At 61.1% G+C, this 23,556-nt stretch carries 22 protein-coding genes and 4 pseudogenes; 6 read left to right on the top strand and 20 right to left on the bottom strand.

Annotated features, from left to right (window positions below; all coding sequences use genetic code 11):
• The 3 genes and pseudogenes from GWG67_RS37305 to GWG67_RS37295 all read right to left on the bottom strand — a co-directional run.
• A pseudogene (locus GWG67_RS37305) lies at nt 1-1,361 on the bottom strand (IS66 family transposase); the annotation flags it as partial.
• Between the two features lie 51 nt (nt 1,362-1,412).
• On the bottom strand, nt 1,413-1,760 hold the full coding sequence (gene tnpB / locus GWG67_RS37300; protein WP_275174650.1) for an IS66 family insertion sequence element accessory protein TnpB: 348 nt from the start codon (nt 1,758-1,760) through the stop codon (nt 1,413-1,415).
• Nucleotides 1,754-2,176: a transposase gene (locus tag GWG67_RS37295; protein WP_275174649.1), complete on the bottom strand. Its 423-nt coding sequence runs from the start codon at nt 2,174-2,176 to the stop codon at nt 1,754-1,756. Before GWG67_RS37295 ends, tnpB begins: the two co-directional genes overlap by 7 nt.
• Nucleotides 2,177-2,318: 142 nt before the next feature.
• On the opposite strand from GWG67_RS37295, the pseudogene GWG67_RS37290 reads away from it, so the two are divergent.
• Nucleotides 2,319-2,501: pseudogene (locus tag GWG67_RS37290) on the top strand (porin family protein); the annotation flags it as partial.
• Between the two features lie 499 nt (nt 2,502-3,000).
• Nucleotides 3,001-3,378, top strand: a complete 378-nt coding sequence (locus tag GWG67_RS37285; protein ID WP_275174648.1) for a hypothetical protein — start codon at nt 3,001-3,003, stop codon at nt 3,376-3,378.
• A gap of 404 nt (nt 3,379-3,782) precedes the next feature.
• Here GWG67_RS37285 and GWG67_RS37280 read toward each other — a convergent pair whose 3' ends face one another.
• From GWG67_RS37280 to GWG67_RS37255, 6 genes and pseudogenes are all read right to left on the bottom strand, one after another.
• A complete protein-coding gene (locus GWG67_RS37280; RefSeq protein WP_275174647.1) occupies nt 3,783-4,181 on the bottom strand; it encodes a helix-turn-helix domain-containing protein in 399 nt (132 codons plus the stop codon).
• 15 nt (nt 4,182-4,196) lie between these two features.
• Complete coding sequence (locus GWG67_RS37275; RefSeq protein ID WP_275174646.1) at nt 4,197-4,535, bottom strand: hypothetical protein; 339 nt, start codon at nt 4,533-4,535, stop codon at nt 4,197-4,199.
• A gap of 571 nt (nt 4,536-5,106) precedes the next feature.
• A pseudogene (locus GWG67_RS37270) lies at nt 5,107-5,439 on the bottom strand (transposase); the annotation flags it as partial.
• Between the two features lie 399 nt (nt 5,440-5,838).
• Nucleotides 5,839-6,357 (bottom strand): transposase, encoded by a 519-nt coding sequence (locus GWG67_RS37265; RefSeq protein ID WP_275174645.1) that lies wholly within the window; start codon nt 6,355-6,357, stop codon nt 5,839-5,841.
• The gene (locus GWG67_RS37260; protein WP_275174644.1) at nt 6,302-6,694 is read right to left on the bottom strand and encodes a transposase; all 393 of its coding nucleotides are present in this window, start codon (nt 6,692-6,694) and stop codon (nt 6,302-6,304) included. The genes GWG67_RS37265 and GWG67_RS37260 overlap by 56 nt, the downstream gene beginning before the upstream one ends.
• A gap of 493 nt (nt 6,695-7,187) precedes the next feature.
• Nucleotides 7,188-7,388: pseudogene (locus tag GWG67_RS37255) on the bottom strand (HesB/IscA family protein); the annotation flags it as partial.
• Between the two features lie 265 nt (nt 7,389-7,653).
• On the opposite strand from GWG67_RS37255, the gene GWG67_RS37250 reads away from it, so the two are divergent.
• Both GWG67_RS37250 and GWG67_RS37245 read left to right on the top strand, forming a co-directional pair.
• Nucleotides 7,654-9,330: an ATP-dependent Clp protease adaptor ClpS gene (locus GWG67_RS37250; RefSeq protein ID WP_275174643.1), complete on the top strand. Its 1,677-nt coding sequence runs from the start codon at nt 7,654-7,656 to the stop codon at nt 9,328-9,330.
• A 1,096-nt stretch (nt 9,331-10,426) separates the two neighbouring features.
• Entirely contained in the window at nt 10,427-10,729 is a 303-nt protein-coding gene (locus GWG67_RS37245; RefSeq protein WP_275174642.1) for a hypothetical protein, read from the top strand.
• Between the two features lie 11 nt (nt 10,730-10,740).
• On the opposite strand, the gene GWG67_RS37240 is transcribed toward GWG67_RS37245, so the two are convergent.
• The 11 genes from GWG67_RS37240 to GWG67_RS37190 form a co-directional block, all read right to left on the bottom strand.
• Complete coding sequence (locus GWG67_RS37240) at nt 10,741-12,072, bottom strand: integrase arm-type DNA-binding domain-containing protein (RefSeq protein WP_275174641.1); 1,332 nt, start codon at nt 12,070-12,072, stop codon at nt 10,741-10,743.
• A gap of 611 nt (nt 12,073-12,683) precedes the next feature.
• Nucleotides 12,684-13,913: an efflux RND transporter periplasmic adaptor subunit gene (locus GWG67_RS37235; protein WP_275174640.1), complete on the bottom strand. Its 1,230-nt coding sequence runs from the start codon at nt 13,911-13,913 to the stop codon at nt 12,684-12,686.
• 2 nt (nt 13,914-13,915) lie between these two features.
• A complete protein-coding gene (locus tag GWG67_RS37230; RefSeq protein ID WP_275174639.1) occupies nt 13,916-16,273 on the bottom strand; it encodes an ABC transporter permease in 2,358 nt (785 codons plus the stop codon).
• Nucleotides 16,274-16,278: 5 nt separating this feature from the next.
• A complete protein-coding gene (locus GWG67_RS37225; protein ID WP_275174638.1) occupies nt 16,279-16,986 on the bottom strand; it encodes an ABC transporter ATP-binding protein in 708 nt (235 codons plus the stop codon).
• Complete coding sequence (locus GWG67_RS37220; RefSeq protein ID WP_342761078.1) at nt 16,983-17,351, bottom strand: hypothetical protein; 369 nt, start codon at nt 17,349-17,351, stop codon at nt 16,983-16,985. Before GWG67_RS37220 ends, GWG67_RS37225 begins: the two co-directional genes overlap by 4 nt.
• 86 nt (nt 17,352-17,437) lie before the next feature.
• On the bottom strand, nt 17,438-18,112 hold the full coding sequence (locus tag GWG67_RS37215; protein WP_275174637.1) for an isoprenylcysteine carboxylmethyltransferase family protein: 675 nt from the start codon (nt 18,110-18,112) through the stop codon (nt 17,438-17,440).
• Nucleotides 18,109-18,360, bottom strand: a complete 252-nt coding sequence (locus tag GWG67_RS37210; RefSeq protein WP_275174651.1) for a DUF2933 domain-containing protein — start codon at nt 18,358-18,360, stop codon at nt 18,109-18,111. The genes GWG67_RS37215 and GWG67_RS37210 overlap by 4 nt, the downstream gene beginning before the upstream one ends.
• A gap of 290 nt (nt 18,361-18,650) precedes the next feature.
• On the bottom strand, nt 18,651-19,328 hold the full coding sequence (locus GWG67_RS37205) for a hypothetical protein (protein ID WP_275174636.1): 678 nt from the start codon (nt 19,326-19,328) through the stop codon (nt 18,651-18,653).
• A 54-nt stretch (nt 19,329-19,382) separates the two neighbouring features.
• Entirely contained in the window at nt 19,383-19,865 is a 483-nt protein-coding gene (greA, locus tag GWG67_RS37200; RefSeq protein WP_275174635.1) for a transcription elongation factor GreA, read from the bottom strand.
• Between the two features lie 90 nt (nt 19,866-19,955).
• On the bottom strand, nt 19,956-20,468 hold the full coding sequence (locus GWG67_RS37195) for a hypothetical protein (protein WP_275174634.1): 513 nt from the start codon (nt 20,466-20,468) through the stop codon (nt 19,956-19,958).
• A 153-nt stretch (nt 20,469-20,621) separates the two neighbouring features.
• A complete protein-coding gene (locus GWG67_RS37190; RefSeq protein ID WP_247282441.1) occupies nt 20,622-20,960 on the bottom strand; it encodes a hypothetical protein in 339 nt (112 codons plus the stop codon).
• A gap of 252 nt (nt 20,961-21,212) precedes the next feature.
• On the opposite strand from GWG67_RS37190, the gene GWG67_RS37185 reads away from it, so the two are divergent.
• Nucleotides 21,213-21,446, top strand: a complete 234-nt coding sequence (locus GWG67_RS37185; protein WP_275174633.1) for a DUF3551 domain-containing protein — start codon at nt 21,213-21,215, stop codon at nt 21,444-21,446.
• A gap of 325 nt (nt 21,447-21,771) precedes the next feature.
• On the top strand, nt 21,772-23,307 hold the full coding sequence (locus GWG67_RS37180; RefSeq protein ID WP_275174632.1) for a heme peroxidase family protein: 1,536 nt from the start codon (nt 21,772-21,774) through the stop codon (nt 23,305-23,307).
• The last annotated feature ends 249 nt before the right edge of the window (nt 23,308-23,556 follow it).

The raw sequence follows: 23,556 nt of genomic DNA, 5'->3' as shown, positions 1-23,556 counted from the left end.
CGGCAAACAGGGAGTTTTTGGCGTTGAGCTTGATCGGCCGTATCGCACGCTCGACAGCATTCGTGTCCATCTCGATGCGCCCGTCATCAAGATAGAGCGTCAAACCGTCCCAATGACGCAGCGCGTAGCGCAGGGCCTTCGCCGTGTCGCTCTTCTGTGCAAGGTGATCAAGCTTGGCCTCAAACCACTGCTTCAAGGCTGTAGCCAGAGATCGGGCATGCGCCTGCCTGCCAGCACGGCGCTCGGCATCTGATCGGCCGCGGAGCGCTTTCTCGACCGCGTAAAGCTGGGCGATGCGCTCAAGAGCCTCGCGCGCAACCGGAGCTGGCGCCGGAGCGGCCTCGCGCTCGATCTTCACAAACTGGCGCCTCAGATGCGACCAGCAGAAGGCGAGCGTCCCGGACAAGGCGTCCGCACGCGTCTCTCGGGTCATGGTCTTGTAGGCCTGATAGCCGTCGCAATGGATGATGCCGCGATAGCCTTCGAGCAGCCTCAAGCCATGGACGGCCCCACGGCCCCGTGCATAGGCGTAAACCACGCCAGGTGGGTCAGGTCCGGCCCAGGGCCTGTCATCGCGTGACAGCGCCCAGAAGTAGCCGGTTTTGGTCCTGCCGCGCCCCGGATCCAGCACCGGCGCCGGGGTCTCATCGACACAGAGCTTCGAAGAGGCGAGCAGAAGCTGGCGCAGACGATGCCACAAGGGCTTCAATTCCTGGGCGGCATAGCCGACCCAGAAGGCGAGCGTGGAACGGTCCAGCGCTATTCCGCGTCGCCAGCATCTGCGCCTGGCGGTAAAGCGGCAAATGCCAATGATACTTGGCGTCGATCACATGCGCGACCAGCCGCTCAGTGGGCAATCCACCTCTGATCAGTCGCTCGGGAGCGGCGTGCTGGAGGACGACGCCCTGACAGGCGCGGCAGGCCAGCTTGGGTCGGCGGGTGACGATAACGCGATACTGCGCCGGTACGACGTCCAGCCTCTGGCTCTCATCGTGACCAATCTCAAAGAGGTCGCCCTCACAAGACGGGCAACAAGTCTCCGCTGGCATCAGGGTTTCGACGATGCGCGGCAAATGCTCCGGCAACTGACCACGGTTGGCCCTGCGCGCGGCCGTCCTCTTCTCGCAAACTCTGGGATTGGCGCGATCCTCGGCCGCTTCGAGGGCTGCGACGGCCTGATCGATATCCTCCAGAACAAGGTGAAGCTGATCAGCGTCCAGCTTTTCCGAGGACCGACCGAACCGCGCATCTTTTGCAAGCTTGAGCAACCGCTCGAGCCTGGCGCAGCGATCCAGCAGAGCCGCGGCAAAGACGCGCAACTCGGCTGGATCGCTCGGCAGCTCATCAGGCAAATCGCTCATTAGCCCGAGTTTGCCATGCTTTGCGCGCCGATGCAGCGAAGATTTTATGTCCTACGCAAGCGCTTTCGGCTGCGGGATTCGAGGCGCGTGCATGCGCGTCCAATCCATGCCGGCCAGAAGCGCCGACAGCTGGGCGGCATTCATCCGCATCACGCCGGCCACGATGGGAGGCCATTTGAAGCCGCTGCCATCGAGCCGCTTCCAGTACATCACAAGGCCATCCCAGACGACGATCTTCACCCGGTCAGCGCGCTTCGCACGGAAGACCACGGCCACGCCCTTCATCGGATCATGGCCCAGCGTCGCCTTCGCCAACAGCGCCAAGCCCTCCGCACCTTTTCTGAAGTCCACAGGTTGCGTCGCTACGTAAATCGTAAGGCTCGCAGGCGGCGTCAGCATGAACGTGTCCGTCGAAGCGCTAAGAACACATCGCTCAACACAGCAAGGCCAGGCGCCCCCCGCACCTCCACGCGTGCTCCCTGGAGCTCAACCGTCACAATGGCTGCTTCCGGCGACCCGGTAGGCTCTGCGGCCGCCGGTAACGCCGATTCCGACACTACCGGCACGAACGACAGCGTATCCGCCGAAGCCGGCAGCACCAACTGGCCCAAACGCGCCCGGCGCCGCCAGTCATGCACCTGCTGGGGCCGGCAGCCATGGCGACGTGCGACATCTGTTACGATCGCGCCCGGCTCGAGACTGTCCGCGACAATCTGCGCCTTCAAATCATCTGGCCACTGTTTCCGGCCGCCGCCGGCGTACACTTCTATGCGCGATGACAACGGTCGTCTTATGTCGTCCGAATGGTCGTCCATTGTGAGCACCCTTCCAGAAGATGACTCTTCTAACGGCGCTCACAGGTCTACGCACAAACAATCTGATGGGCCTCGCAGCCCCGCTTACTCTCGAAGAGCATTTCGATACGACGTACCGCTTCGCTGGCGATCGGCGCCTCTATTCGGCTTCGCGCCGAATTGGTCGGTGAGCGTCGAATACGACCACTTGTTTATGCGGGATGCCGACGTGAACTTCACCGTTGCTGGTGGTTCACTGGGCGGCGATCGCATCCGCCAGGATTTCGATGTTATGACTGCGCGGCTCAACTATAAGTTCGGCGGTCCGATTCTTCTCAAATACTGATCTATCGTTCAAACGGCGGATCGAAAGCCCCGGCCATTTTTTTGACCTGTTGGTCTCATGTGCACATGCACAGGAGCCATAAACGGTCTTATGCATGCGGCAGACCGCAAAGCCGGGCATGCTGGCCATCCTCGGGATTTGCCCAGCTCCTTGGACAGACCTTGCGTTCGCCCCCGGGGTCGTGGGGTGTTACTTCGAGGCCATCTGGGCAGCCAACCGAAGAAAGATCGGAGCGGTAGTTGCTGACAGCTACGTTACGGCGCAGGCCTGGAATGCCGAAGGCCACCAGATCGTGGGCACTATTGCGGACGCGATGCTGCTGACTAACGCCAAAGCTCAGGTCGCCTCGATCTTGGGCGCTGACCTGCGGACGGCAGGCCCTGGCTAGATTGCGTGAAGAGCGTCCACAAATCCACAAACAGGCGGACATTAGTTTTAAATACATTGTCGAGGACGCGTTTGAGGCGCTTGCAAAGCCTTCGCGGACCATCATGGCCTGATGGAAGCGTACGTTTCGCGGAATTTCGTGCAGTGCAGCTATACGACGCACCGCAACGATCACGGTCATGACTTGATGAAGAGATGGGATGTCACAACCACCTATCATTTTGATGACGTCGCGATCCAGCGCGGCCGTTTCGATCGTAACTATCAAGGCACCAACGAGCATGACATCGTAGCCGCAAATAATGCTGCGGTCGCCGTGCTGTTAAACCGCCCCTCCCCGTCGGCCTTCAATGTCGCTACCAAAGCTGAAACGGTATTCTTCCTGGCGCATCTGATTGGCGATCTACACCACGCGGCCTTCTGGTTGCAGGTTCGCGTCAGCCTGGCCCACGGATCTATCATCGGCTTAGTGCAGTTCTGGCTTTGGTGAGAAACATGCCGCAACAACTACCGCGCGCAGATGCCGACCAGTGTTCTGAACGCCCGCTTCATTGGGAACGCTGCATTAAGTTCCGCCCCAGAGATCAGCGAGGCCTCGAATAATGGCAATCAAGAAGCTTATGAACATTAGCACTAGCCCAAGTGTGGTCCACACTATGTCGGCCAGCTTGGGGGATTCAATTTTCTGACGGATTGAACCTTCAACAGACGCCTTCAGCCTGCCAAGCCGTCCTGTTGCCTCGACTCGCTCGAGTTTCGATCTGCGAGCGCGCAGCCAAAAATCTCTGAACCACGGCACGGCGATACATACAGGACTCGCGGCGCCGAGCACGTCTTTGAGAGCGTCCCACCAAGAGTACGCCATGTATCTCAGGCTCTCATCGACGGATCAGACTACACAGCCATTGGCATGTGTGCCGCGAGTTCTAGGTCATCGCTAGAGGCAGCAACGCCAAGCGTCTTGCCGCATGCAACCGAAATTCGTTCCATCAGATCCCAAGTTGGCCCCTGGGTCCCGACTCCCGATTCGATTTCGCTAATTCGAGCCTGGCTAATACCCAACTTATCCGCCAATTGTGACTGAGAGAATCTGGCATCCTTGCGCATGGCCCGAACTAGTTCGCCAGCACGCATTGCCGCACTCGACAGTTCCTTTTCAGCTGCAAGGCTTGCATCAGCTCTTTCGATTCTTTCGACCAGATCAGCAAGCGAACGACCACGCCCGTTACTGCTAACCTCAGCAACGGCTCGCACTCTACGTTTGTGACTTTTGGCGACTTTGAGTTTGACCATTGCAGCCTCCACTCTTCATACGAACCAAACTGAAGCTCGCGCATTCAGTATTCCGGTCTTCAAAGCGTTATAATCGCCGCCATTCCAGGAAGACCCTCCAGCGTACATCGGCACGCCATGCTCAGCTGCGAGCATTAGCGTTACCGTCACATCGCCGTCATCATCAATTTCAACAGCAAAGATCGCAAACTTAGCCGCCGCGGAAGCATGGAACATCTCCACGCCCCTATACGTATAGAAGGGCAACAGATCCCTGCTATCCACCGATCCGCTGTGGACTTTCTGCAGGTAGAGCAGGATCTCGCCAGCGAAATCGTGCCCAAGCTGCTCCAACTCATCAGCCGCGTCTCCCAATCCGGGATCCTCGAATGAAACAAACGTATAGGGAATTCCTTATATCCTGTCAACCCCGAATCAACGGCGAATGTTGGAAAAAGAAGCTATAAATGTAGTCGACGAGATGATGCAACTGTAACGCGCAAACTGGAACTGTGAAGACCGGGGAAGCCCTCAAAATAAGCGATTTTACCAGGCGAACGAAGATACTTTCCGGGGCTCATGACCGTTGGGTCGCAGTCCTGCCGGGACTTACCAATGGTGTCATATATTTACAACGGAATCGGAATCCTAACTAACGTTCGCTTCGCTTCTAACACCGGACCTTCAAGAGCCGGCGCGGCATGATCAAAAAGACCAAGAACGGGACAAAAGAGAGCCCGTGAATTGAGAGGACCTGTAGAAGAAGATCATGCGTCGCTTCTCGGCACTGCAGACACAATCGGCGGAGCCAATACCGACTCGCTTGCCCTGGCGGGCGCGGCGGCGGCTTGATCGGATGCATTTTTGCTGCTCAGAGGATTCGCCGAGGCAGCCGATGACGGCCGAACCGTTACGGCGGGATACCCGCATCGATCTTGAGACGATCGTGCTGAGCCATTTCGGCTCCCTGATCCCAGGTTAGCGAGCGACGCAGCTCTTCGGGCAAAGTGACGACGGTGCGCGTGATAGCGTCGCGCACGGCTTCGGCCCCGCGTCCCGCGTCCCGCGAGCGCAGGTCCGTTTTTCACGCGCGGAGCTTCGCCATACCCCGCCAACCGGGGAAGGTGCAATAGCATCGTGAAGCGCGTCGTACGCTCGACTAGCATGCCGATTGCTGAGCTGCCAACACCGAGGATGAGGTCTCCCTCCCAATGTCCCGGACTGCTCGATCGGCAGCTTCAGCAGGGCGCTCACTGATCATGATCTCCGGTCAGACAAAGCCCTTGCCTCGCCTGCCTACGCGTGCCCTGGGCATCCGTTGTCAATCGGCCCTTTAATTGCGGTTTGTTGTCAAGCTTACATTTCTAACTCGCCCACGGCACGGTGGTAGCGCTCGCGCCGTCGGAGCTGGTCCGGATTGCGGAGACGGAGCGGGCGCGGCTGATACGTGCTTTGCCGGCCAGGCACTGGATCGCGGAGCTGGTTGATGTCTTCGCTGGGATCATGGTCCTTTCCGAGGTCGCGCAGCGCCTCACGATGATTCCGGGTCGGGGCGCCTCAACGTTTGCAGCGGAATGCGGACGAGCCGCCACCAGCCGATTGACCGAGGTGCCACAACACCGTCCCAGCGGGACATCGCCAGTCCGGCAGACCGGACCAGGAACTTTACAAGATCGGATCAGGCTTCCTTCGCCTGGCCCCAGTCGAACGATCTGCCGTCGACCCAGATACAGTGAAGAACGATGGCGATTTTACGCGCGATGGCGACCTTTGCCTTTCGCATGCCCATCCGCTTGGCGAGCTTCATGCCCCAAGCCTTGAGAGAGGACCATTTCTTCGTTCTATAAAGCAGGACGGTCGCCGCCTCGTACAGGTAAGTTCGAAGAAGACGGTCGCCCCATCGTGATATCTTGCCATTGATATCAGTTTCGCCAGACTGGTTGCGTCGAGGCGTAAGACCCAGATAGGCGCCGACGCTGGATGCCGATCGGAAGCGCGATGGGTCGTCGATCGTATGGCGGAAGGTCAAGGCGGTCACCACGCCGACACCAAGAACCGTCATCAGGCGGCGCGTTGTCTCATCCGACTTCGCCAACTGGCGGACTTCGTCGTCGAACTTGCTTTGCTGCTTGCAGATCTGCTCATGGATCGACAGAAGCGGCGCGATCACACCGAGGAGCTGATGATCTTCGCCCAATAGCTCGCAGACCTGATTGCGGAACTGCAGTCCGATCGCGCGTGGGAAAGAGCAAGCCGTATTCTTTGATTAAACTGCGGACTTGGTTCTCGATATCTCGACGAATGGCCACGAGCCGAGATCTCGCGACGAGTATCGCGCGTATCTTCTGACTTTCCTCGCTCTTGACTTTGACTTCTCGGTACCAGCCGACCCGCACCAGTTCGGCCAAACCTCGAGCATCATTCTGATCGCTCTTGTTCATGCGTACGGACAAAGCCGCGTGGGCATGACGCGCGTCGATGCAGACCACCGGAAGATCAACCCTACGAAGTTCATGCCATAGCCAACTCGCCATCGCCCCGGTCTCAATCCGATGCGCTCCGCCTGTGGCGCTCGCTTGCGAAGCAGTGCCCTCAGCGCCCCCGGGTCGGACTTGGCCTTTCCCTCGAACATGACCTGACCCACTTCGTCGACCACACACACTGATGTTTCTTTTTGCGAGCATCCAACCCAACATACTGCTTCATAGCCCCTCCGATTCGCGGGATTGCGGGAAGGCTTGAAGATAGCGGACATTTCGAGCCGCGGGCGCCGACCGCAATTACGTCATCGTTTGCAAATTTTTGCAAGCCGATTGACATCCCAGCGCTTTCGCCCCCAGGGGCGACAAAGCGCCGGAGGCTCTGTTCATTCAGAACAGGGGCCATCTCCTGATAGCGCTTCCGCGCGGTGCGCGCCTGAGCGGCTCGAATCATCCCACGACGCTACGTCGCGCGACTCATCATTGTGAATCCTGCGCAAACAATCCTCGCGATCTGTGGCAACTGTGACTCAGTTGTTTATGGCGGGCTCTTATTGTCGACGACGAACACCTTGACGCCGTCGCGCTCTGTCACGGTGTCGTCAGGCTTAGCCTCGTCGGCCAGGCTCATCCGGTATTTGAACCCGTCGCAGCCACCGGTCTCGATGCGCAGGCCGCTCGTCGGCTGCGCCGAACCCGAGATCACGCTCTTGAGCGCATTCACTGCGCTATCCGTCAGATTGATCATGGCTATCCTTTTTGCCTGGGTCGTTTGGATAGGAATTGGCAAGTCGCATGCCAGCGCGCCCGAGCTTGACATTGTCCGAGATCGCGCCTGTTGGCTTTGCGGCGCGTGTAGGGTTGCTGACAAAGGTCTTCGAGGGATTGCGGCGGCCTTGCGTGTCTTCTTTATGTATTCCGCCGATGAAGCGTAAGGAACGCGGCGGCAAGCAATTTGCATAACGTGTCTAAGCCGGTCGAAGTGTCCGGTGATGAGCTTAGATTGGAACCACATGGCGAACACTGCCGAACAACTAGAACACGCACCGGGGGTCTTTGTGGACAAGATCTGCGCAGGCGGGGCGCCCATTCAGCTTCTTTTGCACAATGACGGCAAGACGACCCTCGGTCTCGTGGTACGGCTGCTGCGCGAGGTATTCGACAAACAAGAGCGGGATGCCATTGCGCTCGCCAAACTCGTCTTGCAGCATGGCAAGGCCGTCTGCGGACGCTATCCACCCTCAGTCGCAAAGGCGCTCCTCGAGGCGGCGCAAGAGCGCATCCGAGCTGAAGGATGTCCCCTGCTGATCACGGACGAAGCCGCGGACGAAGCGGACAGCCCCGACCTGTCCGACGTGCAATTCGAATATGCCTACGAAGCCCTTGAGTGGCACTTCACCGATATACCGCCGAGCGAACTCGCCACTACTGTGAGGCAATTCCCGGGCCACATGCAGGCCGATGTTCAGGTCGCGGTCGATAAACTATTCGCCGATCCTGTCCGCTTCTTCGGCGCCTATGCAGAACATAGGTACGAGACGCTTTCATTCGCTCGGATGAAAAAGCGTGGACAGAATGCGATTTCGCTGGTGCCGCCGCAATATCACCAGGTCGATACTGGCGAGACGGCGCCGGTCAAATGCCTGTACAATGGACTGTGGCTCTGCCGAGCGAGCGAATTTTTCTTTGCCGTCGTGCTCTCTACTGAATTCGAGTTCGACCAAGAGCCGAGGATCCGGATTGAAATCGTTGCCCCTGCGGGGACTGGCGGCGAAGCCTTTGTTCAGCGGAGCTTTGACGAACTGGAACGGGCGGTACACGCGGCACGTTCTTATCGCGGCAAGATTCTCTCATTCGAGAAAGCTGCGAATTACAGCGGCCGCTCAAGAGGCATCATGGTGCATCGACTGGCACCAGTTAGGCGCGAGGACGTGATCCTGCGGGAACAGGCTATCAAATTGCTCGATCGCAACGTGTTGAGTTTTGTCGCCACGCGTGACGCACTCCGCCGATTCGGCCAGTCGACCCGCAAGGGCATCCTGCTCTATGGCCCGCCCGGCACCGGTAAGACCCACACCATCCGCTATCTCGCCACCAACCTACCGGGACACACTACGCTAATAATCACCGCCGAAGAGGTCGGTCAGCTGAGCGCCTATATGGCGCTCGCGCGCCTGCTGCAGCCTACCATGGTGGTGATCGAGGATGTCGATCTGATCGCCAGCAAGCGCGACGACTTGACAACATGTGAGGAGGTCGCGCTGAACAAACTTCTGAATGAAATGGACGGCTTGAAGGAAGACGCTGACATCCTCTTCGTGCTCACCACCAACCGCCCCGAGCAACTCGAGGGCGCCCTGGCCGGTCGCCCCGGCCGCATCGACCAGGCGATCGAGATGCCGCTGCCTGATACGACCGGGCGCGACAAGCTGATCCGACTTTACGGCACGGGCCTACCGCTTGAGGCGCAGATCGTAGCCGAGACGGTGCGCCGCACTGAGGGCGTCAGCGCCGCTTTCATTAAGGAGCTGATGCGACGCATTGCGCAATCATGCATCGCTCGTGACGGCGGAAACTCAGTGACCACAGCTGACATCGAGGAAGCGCTCGAAGACATGCTGTTCGCCGGCGGCCGCCTCAACGTGAAGCTCTTGGGTGGGGCCGGACCGATGGCTGCGGGGTCTGAATGAAGGCGAAGGGAGGAAGATCACCCGCCAAGGGCTGTGCCAACTCCCGCATGCGCCGGGTGTCGACGACGCGTCTATGATTGATGAGCAGCGAGGCGGTTCGTAAACGCGAACCGCCGCGACAACTCGCCCGCTCAACCGTCGCTCGCTGTTCCATGCCGGCCTGCCCCTACAGGCGGGCTTCGATATCAACGCCTCGCCACAGCCGACAAGCAATGAGCAGCTTCGCCATCCGTCAAGGAACGAGAACGGCTGCGGGATTGCCGGCGAAAAGTCCCCCTGCGAAAGCGGCCACCTGGGTAGTACATGCGCATGCAGTTTTGTCCGGCCGATGCATCGGCTGACTCATACCTCATGATGGGTCCGACGAGCCGACAAGACACGACACCAACTCCTTAGGAGAAGCGCTATGACGATTTCGCGGGCGGAAGTTATCACATCGATCGAGCGGCGGCGCCGGTGGTCACCGAACGAGAAGGAACGGCTTGTTGCAGCATCGCTCGAGCCGGAGCCAGTGTTTCCGAGATGGCTCGCATGGCTGGCCTTCATGTAAGCCAGCTGTTCAGCTGGCGCTAAGAGCTTTGCAAGAACGGCGAAGCGAGTATAGCGCCGTTCGTGCCGGTCGAGATTGGGCCATCTGTGCCGCTGCGGGAGTTGGCCGTGCGCCATTGACGACGAGGCCGGCGCGTCGACGGAAGAGCCTGGGCATCATCGAGATAGATCTTGGTAGCGGGCACCGCATCCGTGTGGATGGCGACGTAGATGGAGACGCGGAGCATACAAACTGGTGGAGATCGAGATTTACGGCCAGCTGGCCGCCCTGCTCAGAATTTCTGAGAGGGCGGTGGCCGATCCCCTAGAGTCTAGGGGTGTACTGGTTGCGGGGATAGGATTTGAACCTATGATCTTCAGGTTATGAGGCTCGAAGGCCGGAATGAAGCGAAAAGGGCCGCCGGGCACGTCCCAAATGAATCGAAACGGTTCGTCCTTTTTGTACGCCACACCAACCCGGCAGCCATACCTGCGCACTTGATTTCTTTCTTGCCAGAGCAGCCTCCGATCTTATCGCCTCAGACCGATCGTGGTTCGGGACCGAGGCATGAGCGGCAAGGACGAAAAGAGTCGGATCGAGACGTTAGGGTCGCCAAGCAGTCGGAAAATGCCGCCTGCTACGAAGCGCCATCGTAAGAACCGTGGCATGCCGCCGCCGGCGACGTTCGATATCGAAACGTTGCCGGGCAGCTCTAATTTAACGGCATTAGAGGCGGCGGCGGTTATCCGCCGCACGCCCGGAGCGCTGGAGCAGTGGCGGCGCAATCCGAACCACCCGCTCAAATGGCGCTACGTCGATGGCCGGCCCCTCTATCGTGTCGATTCAGTGCGTGACTATCTGGCCAAGTGACGACAAAACCACTAAGATCCCTCAGCCGCATAATGCTCACGCAGACGCCCGAGGAGTTCGGCCTTGATCGGGTCAAGCGGATTCGTCCGCTGCAGGCGCACGATTTTCCCGACCCTTTTCGCGCCGACCAACTGCGCAATGTAGTCGTGAGCCGCTTCAAATGCCATCTTGCGGATGATCCACTGTTCGTCGTGATTGTAGACCTGATCGATTCCGCTAGGCTTTTGCCCAACACACAGCCGCTGGATTTCGTTGTCGTAGCCACAGCGCGACATGATGGTGCGCAAGCTGCGCCTTAAGTCATGCATGGTGAACTTGGCGACGCTCGCTTCCTTGACCAAACGGTTGACCATCTTGGTGAAGCCGGACATTAGGCCGCCGGTCTTTGGTGACGGGAAGACATAGTCGGAAGTTGCCCGCTGGAAATATTTCGCGGCCGCGAGCACCTCGTCAACGAGATGGGTGCGCGGCAGGTCGTGGTGCAGGCCCATCTTGGTCCATGTGGCATCGAAGGTGATGCGGTCGTCCATGACGTGCTTCGACCACTCGATCATGGTTGGCTCGCTGCGGCGCGGGCCGCCTAGTAGACACATCCGTACCAGAAGCCCGAAAGTCCCGAGCTTGCCGGATGCCTGCCAGACCTTGATGATCTCGTCATCGCTCAGCGCGCGTCCTTTGGTGCGGCGCAAGATCCGCTGCGCCCGGGTTTCCTTCGGCTCGCGATAACCAGCGAGCACATTGTGGTCGAGATAACCCTCGCCGACGCACCATTCGAGGAAAGTGTGGGTGTGCTTGCGCAGGTCCTTGGCCGCCCCACGCTTGCCGGTCTTGGCAATCTTGTCGACGGCCGCCATGATCTGTCGCCGCGTCAGGTCTCCGACGGCGCTCTCGGAGTGTTCCTTGAGCCCGCGCCGCAGCGCCGACAGTGCTGGCTTCCAGTTGACGACTTGGCGTCCGGTCAAGGACCCCTGGTAGGGACCATCTTCAACAATGAGGGTGATTAGCGTGGTGCGCTGCTTCTCGGTTGCCTGTTGCCGCCTCGCCTCGCGCTTGGCGTCGTTCGGATCCACGCCCTTGAAGACCTCGCCCGCGGCGATGGTGGCGGCCTTGCGCGCTGCCTTCTCATTATATTTGGGCCAGGCGCCTAGGGTCTTGCGCTGGGTTCCCCTCACCCCCGGTTTGGTGAAAAGATAGACCCATGTCCGGCCACCGGTCGCGCGCATGCGCAGCGCGAGGCCGGGCAACTTGTCGTCGTGGAGATAATGCTGCGCCTTACTTGGCGGCAACGTCGCGTTGCGAATCACGGCATCGGTAAGTGTCAGCTGGTTGGTCGGCTCCGGCATGGTCCCTGTGCTCCCAGTCGCGGTGTGCCCCGCAGCCGCCGGGACCATCGAAGCGAAGGGAAAGTGATCATTGACTTTCCTTCGCTTTTTCCGCCTCGGGGCACACCAGCGTGGAAGGACGGCCCTTGAAGAACAGAGGGGCACAGACCCTCCCCGATTTGTGTGCCCCAAGGGAAGATGGCACGGGGGCACAGCGGGGGCATACAAAATGTAGCTTGGTCAGTTGTGGCCTGTTATGGCCGCATATGGCAAAATCCCGTACAATGCAGAGACTTATCTACTTTTTACTATGGCTGTCTCGGGTTGGCTAGGGACTACGAATTGTGGTTCACACGGGAGAGGTCCAAGGTTCGATCCCTTGTGCGCCCACCATCCACCTTCCAAAGCCATACTGATCGCGGACCCATCGTCGACGCCTGGCGGCGTGTCGGGACCGCCTCAATCAAAAATGTCGAAAACAACCCCATGCACAGTAGCCGACCTCAGTCGGATCAATGGGTTACAGTCGTGCTATTTTTCCGAAATCGGATTTGACTCGTCGGGCAAAACAGGGGCAGAATGCCACCGATCAAAATTTACGGTTGTTCCGAAAAGCGGCCTGCATGGCGCTCTTACGGAAACTCCCGCTGCGCTACGCTGCGTCCGTCTGCAATCCTGTCGCTAGGATGGACGACGACCTTGTCCCCGGCGGAGAGGCCGGACAAAACCTCGGCAACGCGGTTGTTCCGATGACCGATCCGGATCGGAACCGTCCGGGCGCGCCCGTCCCGAACGGCGAACACCGCCCAGTCCTCGCCCTTCCGGAATAGCGCGCTCACAGGCACGGCGACGGCGTCAGGAGAGCTCCAGGTGGTGATGTGGACGACGACGCGATAATCGTGACCGAGCGACGGCGCCTCTGGAGGACTTGCGAAGTCGATCGTCACGCGCACCCGCTGCTCCTCGATGCCAAGGGCCGATACCTTGAGAAAGCCGGCTGGATCGACCCGGGCCACCTTGCCTCCGATCGCGGGACCGCCCCAGCCATCAATCCGGACCGGGGCGCCGACCTTGATCTGCACCGCATCGGTGGAGAGCAGGTCCGCGACGATCTCCAGATCGAGGGGGCTGCCGATATCCGCCAACGGCGCTCCCGACGGCACCGGCGCCTCGCTGTCCTGGACGATCCGCAGCACCCGACCGCTCGCAGGAGCCAACACCCGAACGCAGCACGTCGGCTCAGTCTGGGGCTGAACGTCGGCGGGGTCGATCAGGCGCGCAGCGAGGCTGGCGCGTAGCGCGCGCCGGACGTCGACCTGAGCGCGCGCGCCCGCCAGCGACGCTTCATTGCTCGCTGCGTCGAATCTGGCTTTGTCGAAGGCCTGCGCCGAGATCGTCTGCGTCCGAGAGAGCGTTTGCGCGCGCTGGAATTCGTTGCGTGAGAAATCGAGTGCGGCCTTGAGCCGCTTCACTTCGGCTTCCTGCTGCTGGATGGCGGCGTCGGCGGCCAGGACCTCGGCCTGAAGCTGATCGCGCGAGCGCACGTCGATGAAGTTCGGAAGGGTTGGCTGCATCACCGCGACAACGGTCTGGTTGGCCACCACCTCGTCGCCGACGTGAAGCGACGGCCCATGATCGCCCATCGGATGCGAAATGCGCAGCACTTTCCCGGCCACCGGCGCCGAGACGGTGTAGATGTGGCGGACATGAGTCTTGCCATCATCATCCACCGTCACTTCGATGGGACCTTTCGCGACCGTCGCGAGATCGACGAGGATCGGCTGTGGCCAAGCGAACCACGCAAGCCCCGCGATGACGAGACTGAGGCCCGCAATACCGATGATCCGTTTGATCCAGTTCATGGCTAATCTCGCGTCTTGAGGACCGCGACCAAGTCCATTCTGTTGATGCGGTTTCGTATGACGGCAGCGGATGCGATCGCGGCGAGAACGACCACCGCCGTGGCGGTGAGGTAGGTGGAGTGTTCGACGACGAGGCGCACGCGCATCAGTTCGCCTGCAAGGTTCGTTTTCATGATCCAGGCGAGGCCATAACCCATCAGCCAGCCTAGCGGCTGCGCCACCAAAGTCAGGATGGCAAGTTCGAGCAGCAGGATCCGCAGCACCTCGCCGCGCGTGAAGCCGAGGACCCGCAGGCTCGCCAGTTCTCGCGCCCGTTCCGACAGCGAGATGCGGGCGTTGTTGTAGACGACGCCGAAGGCGATCACGGCCGCGAGGCCCGTATAGATGCTGGCCATCGTGGTAATCAGGAGGGCAACCGTCTTGCGAAAGTTGGCCAGCGAAACGCGCTGCAGCGCGACGCCGCTTACCGTCGGCATGGATTTGACGGCCGCATAGAATTCATCCCTCCGACTCTCGTCCAGGCTGAGGTTCACGCTGTTCACGACGGCCGTCTCGCGCATCAGCTTTCGAAGCGCCTCCCTGTCCATCATGCCCTTGATGCCGAAATAGTCTTCGACCGTGGCCACGACCGGAAGTGCTACGGTGCGCCGGGCACCTTCCAGCAGATCGACTTCGACAGTGTCACCGACACGGACGCCGAGGATCTGGCCCAGCATGCCCGAGATCGCCAGGCCGCTCTCCGGAAGGACCACGGGCTGAAGGTCAACATCGATGATCCGTCTCAGGCTGGCATCGGCCGGCCGGCCGCTGATTGTGATCCGGCGCTCGACGTTGCCATGCCGTATCCGCACAGGGACCTCGCGGAACGGCTCGGCCGCGAGAACTCCCGGCAGCCTGTTCACCTGATCGACGACGTTTTCGATCCGCTTCTCGACGAAGCCGATGGTCGCATCCTGCCGGTCGGAGAGGAAATAGGTCACCTCGATCAATTGCTCCATCGTATCGCGGGTGAACAGCGAAACGACGAGGATTGCGGTGGCGAGCGCCATGCCGAGCGCGGTGAATACCGCCCGGAGAGGATGGCGAGAGATGTTCCGGATCATCATCATGGTGGGCTGCGAGACCAGCTTCTCCAGCGCGAAGCCCCTGGGAAGCAGCCGGCGATAGGCCGGAGGAGCCGGCGGTTGCATTGCGACTGCCGGCGGCAGCTTCACGACCTCGCGCAGGGCGCGCACGGCACCGAGAATGGCTGCGACGGCGCTCAATCCTCCGGCGATCAAATAGAGATCCGGAGCCTTGGCCAGGAACGGGAAATGGAAGAATTCTCCGAACAGCGCCGTCACGCGGAGCCCGAGCCATGTTCCGATCACGCTGCCGAGTCCGATCCCGATCAGAACGAGCAAGACGACGAACTTCGTGTAGTGCAGCAGGATGCTGCCGTTGCTATACCCGAGCGCCTTCAACAGTCCGATCTGCTCGCGTTCGAGCGCCACCAGACGGCTCAGGGTGAGGTTGACGAGGAAGGCAGATACCAGAAGGAAGATTGGCGGCAGCGTACGGCTCATGTTGTTGAGCATGTCGAGCTCATGATCGAGCCAGGCATGGGAGGTCTGGTCCTTGCGTCCGTGAGCCGCCTGGTTGCCGTAGGAGTCCAGCAAGGCGTCCAGGCGGGTGATGATCTCGCGCTCCGATGCGTCGCGTTGCAGCTTCACCGAAACGTAGGAGAACGCACCCTCCAGATCGTAAACGCTGGCGAGCGCCTTCTCCGACATCCAGACGATGGCGAAGCGCCGGTCGTCCGGCATCAGGTCGCCGGGCCCGACGGTGTAGATGAACTCGGGCGACAACGCCGTCCCCACGATGGTCAGCTCACGCTTCTTGCCGTTCAGGATCGCCTTGAAGCGATCGCCGGGCGCATATCCGTGGGCGCGCGCAAAGGTGTCGTTGACGACGACCTCCTCGGCCCGCCCGGGCTCCGGGAGCCGACCGGTGCGCATGTAGAGGCGGTTGAGCATCGGCTCACCGGTATCCGGCAGCGACACGAATTGCGCGCTCGCCGGCTCGGCGAAACCGGGGATATCGAGTAGCGCCAGCTTGGAAATCCGGGTGTCGACGACGGCCACGCCGGGAATTTCGGCGATGCGGTCTACCAGCGCCCTGGGCGCCCGCTTCACCTGCGCGAAGACGTCTGCGAAGCCATAGCGTTCGTAGTAGGCGGCCCGTGTCTCCTCCAGCGAGCGGTGCGACCCGGCCGCAAGTATGAGCGTGGCAACGCCGCCACCGATCACCAGTGCAATGGCCAGGACCTGCGCCCACAGTCGCATCACATCCCGAAAGAGCTTGATATCGAGAGCGGTCATGGCTTTCACCAGACCAATGCCGCGGCTTCTCGCCGGGTGTCGTTCTTCTGTATCCTGGAAATCCGGCCGTCAGCGAAGAACAGCACCCGGTCCGCGACCTGCTGGATGCTGGCATTGTGGGTGATGATGACGGTCGTGGTCCCGATCTGCCGGTTCACGCCGAGCAGGACTTCGACGACGCGGATTCCCGTTTTCGAGTCGAGCGCACCGGTGGGCTCATCGCAGAGCAGCACTGCCGGACGCTTGGCGATCGCGCGAGCGATGGCGACGCGCTGCTGCTCGCCGCCGGAAAGCTGGGCCGGAAAGTGATGCATGCGCTCCGCGAGGCCGACAAGCTCCAGCGCCTCGCCGGGCCGCATCGGACGGTCGGCGATCTCGGTGACTAGGGCGACGTTTTCGTAAGCCGTCAGACTGGGAACGAGATTGTAGAACTGAAAAACGAAGCCGATATGTTCGCGGCGGTAGTTCGTGAGCCCCCTGTCGTCGAGACCCGTCAGATCGAGGTCCCTGAAAAGCAGCTTGCCGCTCGTCGGCCGATCCAGCCCGCCCATGATGTTCAGCAATGTGGTTTTGCCGCTGCCGGAAGGTCCGAGCAGAACGACGACCTCTCTTTCGGAGATCTCGAGATCGACGTCATTGAGGGCATGCACGCTCACCTCGCCGGAGACGTACGTCTTGGTGAGAGCCCGCGCGGTGAAGACCGGCGGCGTCATGAACGAGCCCCCTCCCATACGAAAGTCGCCAGGCTGGCGGCCCACACCAGCGCCATCCCGAGCAGCACCCACTTGAAATCGGAATCGATTATGAAGTTGACGGCCGCCATCCAGCCGATCGACGCCGCGCCGCCGATCATGGCGCCTGCCGCGGCGAACGGATGATGGTCCCGGAATGACGTGACCGCCAAGGCGATCGCGAGTATCCCGCTGGCTGCGATGTAGCCGCCCATCACGCGAAAGACGTGAACGAGCCAGGATCCCAGCCTGCCTCCGATCGATTGCACTTCAGCGGGTGTCAGGTTCATGAACCTGATGTCTTCAGGCAGAAGGGGCGGCCGGAGAAGTACGAAATAGATTCCCATTCCGATCAGCAGGATTCCCGATCCGGTCAGCAGGATGGAGGAAAGGGTCCACGTAGGTCCTGCCTTTGACATCCGGAGGCGGTCCATTATCCGTGGCGGTAGTCGCTCGAGGGAGCACGTCCGAGGAGACGACCAAGCTTCGGAATGAAGCCCGGGACCTCGGCGGCGTACCGGCTGTATGCGCCACCGAACTCCGCTCTTGCGTCCCGCTCCTCATCGCGCGCCAGCTTCACATACATGGTCGTCAGGACCGGAAACATCGCCAGGGTGAGGATCGTCGGCCACTGCACCAGGAAACCCGACATCACCAGAATGAACCCGACATACTGCGGATGCCTCACGTAGCTGTATGGACCTGATGTCGCGAGACTGCGCGTCCGCTGTGCATCGTAGAGCACGCTCCAGGCGGCCGAGATCAGCAGGAATCCTGCACCGATCAGCACGAAGCTGAGAATGTGGAACGGACCGGCGTGTGGATTCGTCTTCCAGCCGAACATCATCTCCAGCAGGTGACCCGCATCGTGAGAGAACCAGTCGATGCCGGGGAAACGCGACTGCAGCCATCCGGAAAGGAAATAGATCGTGAGAGGGAAGCCGTACATCTCGACGAACAGCGCCACCAGAAAGGCGCTGAAGGCGCCGAACGAACGCCAATCTCGCGACGTCTGTGGCTTGAAGAAGCTGTAGGCGAAGGCGATGAACACGACCGAATTGACGACAACCAGGCTCCAAAGGCCGTAGGCAGGCGCACCGTCGCTCATGGCCTTGCTCCCCGGTCATCCGGCCGATCATGATGATGCCCATGGCTGCCGTGCATGAAGAAATGCATCAGTGGACAGGCCAACAAGGGCAGCCAAACGAGCAGGCCGAGCACATGGGCCCGGTGCTCTGTGAACAGCAGCGCTCCACTGATGCCCAGAAATCCGACGACGACGACCGCGGCCCGAACCTTGACCGGCCAGCCCCTCTCCGCGCGCTCTCGGCTTCCAAAGTGATTCTGCATCGACACGGGCATGGGACGCCTCCTGGCAAGGATCTACACCCTTTCCGATCGCCGATTTTGACGCATATCAAGGATCGCTCCGATGGCCAATCCTGATTGGATTTGCCTCGTTCATGGGCGACAAGCAGGACAAGCAATGGGGCGGACCTCGGTGGGATCGCGATTGTTCTGTTGGCGGTCGCGATCAACCGGAATGTGCGCGTGGAGGAAGACTGATTGCTTCGCTTCCGCCGTCGCCTTTCGAGCTATGGCGGACAAGGCCCTGGCAACGACGGAACAAGCGGCGCCGACAAGCTTCAAGCAACCCGCGCCGGCCGCCAGGCCGCGTAGAGACCGACGAGCGTCCCGATGGCGACCAGCGCTGCGGCGAGCAGCAGCTGCAATTGCCCATCGTCGGTGGTGCCTACGGACGACACGAGTCTGCTCACGACGACGAACAGAACGCCCACGGAAGCTGCTGCACCCACGGCGAGATAGGCGAGCTCTCGCGTCAGGTTGCGGCCGAGAAGTCCGAGCGCCGTGAAATACATCGCGCAGGCGTTGGGATGAACGAACAGGGCAATTCGCGCGTAAGGGCCGTAGGCATCGAGCAAGGACTCACACCGGTTCAGCGCCGCCTTTGAGGCGACCCGCTGCAACAGCGGTCGGAAAAAGCGAGCCTGCCCGTAGCTCAGGACGGCGCCCACGATGATGGCCAGCCACGCCACGATGAAAACGGAGACGTCCGCGGGCTTCGGATTGAGCGCCACGGACATCAGGATGAGAGCGGTTCCGGGAAAATAGCCAAAATACGGGAAGACCGACTCCAGCAGCACGCAGACGAAAATGAAGACCAGAAACCACGACGAACCGGTCGCATCCTGGACGATGGCGGTCAAGTCGAAGAGATCAGTCTTGTACAGGACGAGGTACATGCACATGGCCAATCCGGCCAGCGCGTAGAACGGCAATGCTCCCGACAGAAACCGCCTCATCCAGCTATCGCGCCTTGTTGCGCGGACACAGCGGAAACCATCGATAAACGTCCCCTACCCAATCGACAAAATCTCGATCTCCTGCGCACCCGCCCCCACGACATCCCCGACCGCCTTCCCCATCAACGACTTCGCCACCGGCGCCACGAACGAGATCGAGCCGGCCTTGGGGTCGGCTTCGTCCTCGCCGACGATGCGATAGGTTTGCACGCGGCCATCGGCGCGGCTGAAGGTCACCGTGCTGCCGAAGGCCACGATATCGGTCGAGGCCGGGGCGGGAACGACCTGCGCCGTGCGCAGCCGTTCGGTGAGATAGCGGGCGTCACGCAAGGGCACCGCCGATTGCCGGCGCTTTTCGTTGACGTCCTCGATGGCTTGCGCGGCTTCATAGGCCTCGCGTGCGTCCTGAAGCTGTCTTTGCAGCGCCTGCAAGCCCGCTTCCGTCACGAGGTTCGGATGCGGCGAGATCGGCCGATCCGGCAGCAGCGTCTCGGCGGCGGTTTCCGCGCTCTCTTCTTTGGTAAAGGCAACGCTCAAGTCGAAAATCCTGTCGAACTGTTCGGGCTCACGGCCGGCACCGTCGCGCCGCGAGGAATTGCGGCGGGCCGAAGCTGGCGATCTCCCGGATCATATCTCAAGTTCGACGAAACGGCGCAGCTTGAAGACGATGTCCGGCATGGCCTGGCGGAACCGCGTGGCATCCCGGAACGTGGCCGAGAACGGCGCGAAGGTGATCATCGCGTTCCAGTGCCGGTAACCGTAGACCGTGACGGAGGCGCCGGTCGCCGGAAAATTCTCCAGCTTGCGCAGCTCGCCCAGGACGAGATCCGCGATTGCTTCAGCAGGCAGCAACTGCTTGCCATCAGGCGTCGTGGCGATCTTCGCCGGCGGCTCGACCGGCTTCGCGGCAGCCGGCGCCGCATTGGGCGCGCTCTCGGAATCGTTCTCTGAGTTGTTCTCGGGCTTGGCCGGCGTATCGGGGACGGGCTCGACCAGCTCAAAAAATCCGTTCGTGGGCGCAGTCGGCGGCGGAACCTCGATGAGCGGCGGTGGCGCGACACTTTCTGCGGCGCGCTTGTTGCCTCCCAGGATGCTGCTGATCATGGCCACAAGGCCAGCATCCCTCACGTCGTCACTCATAACTCCCCCCAGGCTTCGACCTACTCTAGCACCGCTCGCGCGGACCGCCACTGGGGATGTATGGCCGGATTCCGGCCAAGATCCTGTTTCACGACCGTCTCGCGATGGCACCGGCGGCGCGATGCCCGATCATTTCGCGCCGCCGTGGATCCGTCACTGCTTATCGAACGGAACGTATTGCTGGTACTGCTTCGGCACCGAGCTGCGGTAGCGCGCGGGCACCGTGCCGCTGTCGACCGAGTGATCGATCTCCTGCTGCCGCGTCATCTTCTTCTTCGCCGGCTTCTTCGACGCACTCTTCTTGGAGTCGGTCGGCTGGCTGGAAGCGTCATTGGTGGCGCCCGGCGCTGTCGTCGTCGCTGCCGGCGCGGCGGTTGTCGCCGCAGGCGCCGCCGTTCCTGCGGCGGCTGGTGCGCCCTGTGCCAGCGCAAGCGGTGTCTGCATGAGAAGCGCCAGCGCTGCTGTCGCAGCCAGCAAGTATGATTTTTGCATTAGAACCTCCAAAATTCCTGATCCGAACAAGGCAAGCGTAGTTCTCCGGGATCGACGCGTGCAAGTCCGTTCACGATAGGCCGGAACCCCGTCGTGAACTGTGGCCGAGACATTGCCGGCGGCAGGCTGCGTCATGATGTGCCTTGTCGCGAACGCAAAAGCCGTTCGCCGACACCAACACAGGCATGACTTTGCAACAGACGAGCCAGGCCCGCTGACATTCCTATCCACTCGCTCTCGAAGGAGACTGAAATGCGTCGCACCATCCTCACACTCGCATCGCTCGCGGCCCTGATGGCCGTAGCAGCCCCGGCCGCCCAGGCACATCCTGCGAACGATCGATATTGCATCCAGGGCCGCTCGTGGGGTTACCCCGGCAATTGCCAGTTCGCCAGCTATCAGCAGTGCCTCGCCAGCGCGTCCGGCACGTCGTCTTATTGCGGCATCAACCCGCGCTACGCGTTCTCGCAGCAGCGCGACTACTGACGAATTCGCGGCGTGCGCGCATGACGCGCGCGCCGCCACAATTTTTGCGTGAAAACGATCCGCGTCGCCGATACCTCGGCGAATTGAAACTGTGCGAAGCCGCCTGCGTCCGTCGATGACGAGAATGTTATCCGTCTTCGCCACGGAGAATATTCACGATGCGCCGCCGTGGCTTGCAGGCGGGCGTCTCCTTCCGAAAATTTTGATGACGGGCAATTGTGATCCATCTCGCTCGTGGCAGGCGTGATCGCGCCTAGGCTGCAAACTCCAGCGCGAGAAACTTGAGCCCGAACTGTTTCATCCGACTTTTCAGGAAGGTGTTTCAATGAGCAGCCGCCACGCAATTGTTCCGCGCGGTCTGAACGCAACGCGTTCGCCGCTTTCGCAAGGCCGCTTCGGCCGCATGTTCCGCAAGCTCGCACCGGCCAAATTCGGCCCGAACGATTCCGACAATGTTGCAAACCTGTCGGCGCTCGCCGACAAGATGGTCGCCGGCTTCGACGGACCGAAGGACGGGCCGGACGCCGAAGAGAGCGGCATTCCCTCGCTCTACACTTATTTCGGCCAGTTCATCGACCACGACATCACCTTCGATCCGGTCAGCTCGCTGACCAAGCAGCAGGATCCCGACGGGCTCGTCGACTTCCGCACACCGTCGCTCGACATGGACAATCTCTACGGCCGCGGCCCGAACGACCAGCCCTACATGTATGACGGCATCAAGTTCCGCCTCGGCGAGAAGGTCACCGGCGCCGGCGTGCCCGATGCAGTCGATTTGCCGCGGTTCAAGGGCCGCGCGCTGATCGGCGATCCCCGCAACGACGAGAACAGCATCGTCTCGCAATTCCAGGCCTTGATGCTGCGCTTTCACAACCGCATGGTCGACGACAATGACAGCCTATCGTTCGAAGACGTGCAGCAGCGCGTTCGATTCCACTATCAGTATGTGGTGCTGAACGACTTCCTGCCGCGCATCGTCCACGCCAGCGTGCTGGACGAGCTGAAGACCGCAGGTCAATACGACCGCAGCAAGCTCGCTTACTACCATTGGAAGACCTATCCGTTCATGCCGGTCGAGTTCTCGGTCGCGGCCTATCGGCTCGGGCACTCCATGATCCGCCCCGGCTACCGGCTGAACGACGCCGCCAACATGCTGCTGCAGATCTTCCCCGATCCCAACAATCCCGACCACAACGCACTGACCGGCTTCCGCGCGATGGGACCGGGACGCGCCATGGATTGGGGCCGCTTCATCGATCTCGACACCCGCCCCTACGGCGTCGAGGACGACGATACCAATCCCGACAACAAGAGGCGGCTGCAGTTCGCCTATCGCATCGATGCCTCGCTGGTGGACCCGCTGCGCAAGCTGCCGCCGGAAGTCGCCTCCAATCCGGCGTCGCTGGCGCTACGCAATCTCGAGCGCAGCTGGCGGCTCGGACTGCCGTCGGGCCAGGCCGTCGCCAGGGCGATGAACCTGACGCCGCTGACCGACGACGAGATCATCATCGGCAAGGCCGTCGACGAGCCGGGACCGGGCGATCCGCAAGTCAAGATCGCGACCATCGCGAACGGCGTGTTCGCCGGCAACTGCCCGCTGTGGGCCTACATCCTGGCCGAGGCGCGGCAAAACGCGACGGACATGGCAATCCCCGCCACCGGTGGGCCCGCCACCGTCAAGACCCCGCAGCTCGGGCCGGTCGGCGGCCGCATCGTCGCCGAGGTCTTCCTCGGCATGATGTTCGGAGACAATTCCTCCGTGCTGTCGCTCGATCCGCAATGGACGCCGGTGACCGGCTCCAGCTTCGCGCTGAAGGACCTCGTCGCCTACGCGCTCGGCCAGGGCGATCCGTTGCATTGAGCGGGTAACGGACGATGGTGCAAGGCCGCTCGTCGTGCGAGCGGCCTTGTGGCCCACTCGCACGACGGGCGGGCGGATGGCTCCTGACAGGCGTGCTTCCCTAACGCGAATCCGTCCGCTTCCTGTTGACTCGCATCGCGAATGGAGAAATCCTTCAAAAACGCAATTGCCATTGCCAATCTCAGCAGTACGAACTTCGGCGCCCTCGGTTTTATCGGCGCCATCTGACCAGATTTATTCTGAACAGAA

Source organism: Bradyrhizobium sp. CSS354, from assembly GCF_029051725.1.
Taxonomy (GTDB): domain Bacteria; phylum Pseudomonadota; class Alphaproteobacteria; order Rhizobiales; family Xanthobacteraceae; genus Bradyrhizobium.
The sequence above is the reverse complement of the archived record's forward strand: the minus strand, read 5'-3'. Positions and strand labels throughout refer to the sequence as shown.